General features: G+C 63.8%; 4 protein-coding genes and 1 pseudogene. 2 read left to right on the top strand and 3 right to left on the bottom strand.

Annotation, left to right across the window (positions count from 1 at the left end; genetic code table 11):
• The coding region (locus tag BG35_RS10915; protein ID WP_236619823.1) for a hypothetical protein at positions 1-554 on the top strand (554 nt) is incomplete at its 5' end.
• Between the two features lie 141 nt (positions 555-695).
• On the opposite strand, the pseudogene BG35_RS10910 reads toward BG35_RS10915, so the two are convergent.
• The 3 genes and pseudogenes from BG35_RS10910 to BG35_RS0107635 all read right to left on the bottom strand — a co-directional run bounded on the left by BG35_RS10910 (position 696) and on the right by BG35_RS0107635 (position 3416).
• Positions 696-2199, bottom strand: a pseudogene (locus tag BG35_RS10910) (leucyl aminopeptidase).
• Between the two features lie 63 nt (positions 2200-2262).
• A complete protein-coding gene (locus tag BG35_RS0107640; protein ID WP_025782363.1) occupies positions 2263-2838 on the bottom strand; it encodes a hypothetical protein in 576 nt (191 codons plus the stop codon).
• Complete coding sequence (locus BG35_RS0107635) at positions 2835-3416, bottom strand: ComEA family DNA-binding protein (protein ID WP_236619822.1); 582 nt, start codon at positions 3414-3416, stop codon at positions 2835-2837. The genes BG35_RS0107640 and BG35_RS0107635 overlap by 4 nt, the downstream gene beginning before the upstream one ends.
• Before the next feature lie 234 nt (positions 3417-3650).
• Here BG35_RS0107635 and BG35_RS12185 point away from each other — a divergent pair.
• On the top strand, positions 3651-3765 hold a 115-nt coding region (locus BG35_RS12185), incomplete at its 3' end, for a DUF1825 family protein (RefSeq protein WP_152535228.1).

The following is a 3765-nucleotide window of genomic DNA, read 5'->3' as shown; positions in this document are numbered from 1 at the left end:
CTTCGCTTCGCCAACAAGCCAGGCGCCTTTCCTCATGCCTGGTTGCTGTGCTGGCTTGGAACGCAGCGCCATGGTCACCCCGCCTGCTGGCCCAAACCGAAATGGGCGCCTGTGAGGCGCTCAAGGCACTGGGCGGGGAAACCAGCGTCAGCAAGATGATTCAACTCAACAACCCGCTGACAGTCGTCTTTGGCCGCACCAATTTCAATACGGATTTCACGGTCGCCAACGTGTACAACTCTTATTGGGTGGATTTTCAGAGTGACGAGATCCATGAACCCGAGCCGGATCAGGATGGGGAACAGGAGGAGAGTGTCATGGGGATGGAGCAGGACCTGTTTCCTGTGGTCTCCTACCTGAAATTCAGTGATCGCACCAATTTGAAGGTTTTTGGCGACAAGCTCCTGTTGGATCCCGGCGAATACCGCCGGCTGGGGCCTTTCTATCCGCCCCAGGGCAAGCTGGTGACGGAGGTGAACGTAAAAGTGGGCTCCAGTTCCCGACTCAATGCAGCGGGACTCCGGTACACCATTTCCGTGGATGGCTGCTTCTAGGCTCAGAACCCATACACTGTGGAGAGCCGCCTCGGCAGAGAGAAATAGGCTATCCCCATCCGCCAGGCTGCCCCATGCATGCCATTCCCCGTTGCTGCGCCAAGCCTCCACTACCCCCCCCCGCCAACGCGCCGCCAGGCTTCACATGGGGTCGGTGGCATGGCTTGAGACCCATTCCACCAGTGTGCGCACCCCATAGCCGGTGGCGCCGGCGGGATTGTCCCCATGGCCCTTATCGGACCAGACGGTTCCGGCAATGTCCATGTGGGCCCAGGCAACATCCCGGCTCACGAATTCCTTGAGGAACAGGGCGGCGGTGATGGCCCCACCGGCCCGGGGACCGGTATTCTTCAGATCCGCAAAGGGGACTCTTCATGCGCTCCAGATAGGATGCCGGCAGCGGCATCCGCCAGAGCCCTTCACCGGCGCTTTGGGCAGCCTTCAACAGGTGGGCCGCCAGATCGTCATCGGGGCTCCACAGACCGGCAAGCTCATCCCCCAGGGAAACCAGACAGGCGCCCGTGAGCGTGGCCAGATCCACCACCGCGTCCGGTTTCAGGTTACAGGCATAGATCAGGGCATCCGCCAGGGTCAGACGTCCCTCCGCGTCCGTGTTGTTCACCTCGATGGTGACGCCGTTGCTTGCCGTAATAATATCGCCGGGGCGAAGGCCGTCCCCACTCACCATGTTTTCACAGGTTGCACTGATAAAATGCGCCTCCACCCCCTTGGGCCGCAACTGGCCAATGGCCTTGGCTGCTCCCAGCACCGCTGCGCAGCCGCCCATGTCGTATTTCATCATTTCAATCTGAGCGGCCCCCACCTTCAGGTTGTAGCCCCCTGAGTCAAAGGTGAGCCCCTTCCCCACCAGCGCCAGGCGCCGCTCGACGGGCTCCTCCGAACGGTAGGTGAGGTGCAGAAACCTGGGGGGCAACGCCGAGGCTTTGGCCACCCCCAGATAGGAGCCCATTCCCAGGCGCTCGCAATCCTGCCGCTCCAGGATCCTGAGGGCCAGGCCATGGTCCTCCGCCAGTTGCCGGGCGGTGGCGGCCAACGACAACGGAGTGACCACGTTGGGGGGCGCCGCAACCAGTTCCCTGGCCAACTCCACCCCGTCACAGATGGCATCAGCCTGCTTCAGGGCCGCAGCCTGGGCGCAGGGGCAGATGATCCGCGCGTCGTCCAGAGTGGAGGGAGCGTCCTTCTTGTCCCCGTTCCTGCCCTCCCCCTTGAAACGCAAATCCCGAAACACCGCCAACCGCACCGCCATGGCCTGCTTCTGCAGCGCCGCAGTGGGATCCAGGTCCGCCAGGGGAAGGTGCAGCACCAGGGTCTTGACGGCTTGATCCTGGGCAAGCCGGGCCCCCCGCGCCGCAGCTTTCCGCAACCCTTGCAAGGTGTGGCCGGACCGCTCTCCCAAGCCCAGCAGCACCAGGGTTTGGGGGGTCCCCCCCAGAGGATGGAGAACCAGCGCCTCCCCTGTATTGGCAGTGAACTTCCGCTGGCGGACCAGGTTGGTCAGGGGAACCGCCAGGCGGGCATCCAGGTCCGTCAAGCCGGCATCCAGTTCGTCACTGAAGAGACCAACCGCCAGGGCTGCCTCCCCCGGCAGAGGATCATCCGCAGGGATAAGACGCAACTCCATCATGACGTCCAGCTTGAGCAGGTTGCTGATCCAGTTTAACAAGCAGGCGGCAACAGTCCCGCCTCAATCCGCCAGGGCGGTGAACGGCGTGCGCCAGCGCTCCTGGGTTTCCCGATTGAACGGGGGCTGCCAGTGGTGGATAAGCTGCGCCTCCTGGGCTCGGCGCGCTGTCCGTTGCAACGGGGCGTCACACCAGAACCGCACCGAGACGGCCGCGGCAAGCTCCACCGTCTGCAGCGCCTGCAGATAGCTGGCCAGGTAGGCCTTGCAGTCATGGCTACCCTTCCAGCGCTGGGCCGCCTGGCCGGTTTCTCCCACATACAGCAGCAGGGCATGGGGCAGGTGGCCGGCGGCGTCAACGACAAAATAATGGGCAGCCCCTTCGTTGGGGGGCACGGGCCAGCGCCAGAAGTTCAGCGGCTGGGGCAGCAGCAGGAAGGGATCAATGCCACAGGGCAGCGGGGAGGCTGGGGCAGCGGCAAACAACTCCCCCTGGCAGCCGCTTCCCCCGCGGCGGGCAGCCTGCTGGTGGCTGGCCACGTCGGCTTGCCAGTGCTGGAGTTGATCCCGGCGCAGGTGGAGGTGATCACCGATGAGGCGCCTGTCGTCCCCTGGGGGGAACAGGGCTGGCTGGGTCACGTCCTGGCCAAGAAGGAAGAAACGGATGGGTTCAGGTTGAATGCCCGCCTGGGAAGATCCAGCGGGACCGGGCCGCGGCCACAGTGGAGTTGCCCCGCCAAGATCGCCATCACCGAATCCGGGAGCCGCAAGCGGTCTTGCAGATCCGCCGCGCTGGCAAACGGCCTCCGCTGACGCTCCCGCAGCAGGGAAGCCACCTGAAAGCTGTCCAGGCCGGACAAGCCGGACAACTGCTGTCCGCTGGCTCCATTCACGTCAACCAGTGGGGGCAGAGCTGGGCGATCCCCACGGGTGCGGAACACAAGAACGGGCCGCCAGAGCTTCAGCAAGGTTGACGACACCCCCAGCCGTTGCTCCAACTCCGCCAGGTTGTGGACGTGGGTCCCCCGGCGTTGGAGTTGCAGAAGCTGGTCAATCCACTGCCACCGCATGCCCGGCAGCCGGCGCCATTGGGACGCGGGGGCCCGGTTCACGTCCAACTGGACGCCCAACCGGGCCGCCCGTTGTATGCTGGCCCCGTCCGGCAGGGGCAACCATGGATTTTGGTGAAGTTTCAGAGACAGCAATTCCAACTCCACGGCATCCCCATGGCCATCCGGCCCAGCCGCCGGAACAGCCACAGGATTCCGCGGCAAGTGACCCGTAACCTGAAGGAGGCTGCGGGCAACGGGATCAAGCCAGTGCCTCTTGGCCATCAACTGCGCATCGTCAAGGACGCCCAAGTGTGGCAAACACGCCAACAACGGCAAGCCCCAAGGCGGGTGTTCATGGTGACAATTAAAGACGTCAGGGTTCCTACACACAGCCAGGCCATGAGCTTCTTCGAGTCGGAAATCGTTCAGCAGGAGTCGAAGCGCCTCTTTGAGGACTACCAGCAACTCATGCGCCTTGGCAGTGACTACGGCAAGTTTGACCGGGAAGGCAAAA

It is taken from the genome of Candidatus Synechococcus spongiarum SH4 (genome assembly GCF_000586015.1).
Lineage (GTDB): Bacteria > Cyanobacteriota > Cyanobacteriia > PCC-6307 > Cyanobiaceae > Synechococcus_B > Synechococcus_B spongiarum_F.
The sequence above is the reverse complement of the archived record's forward strand: the minus strand, read 5'-3'. Positions and strand labels throughout refer to the sequence as shown.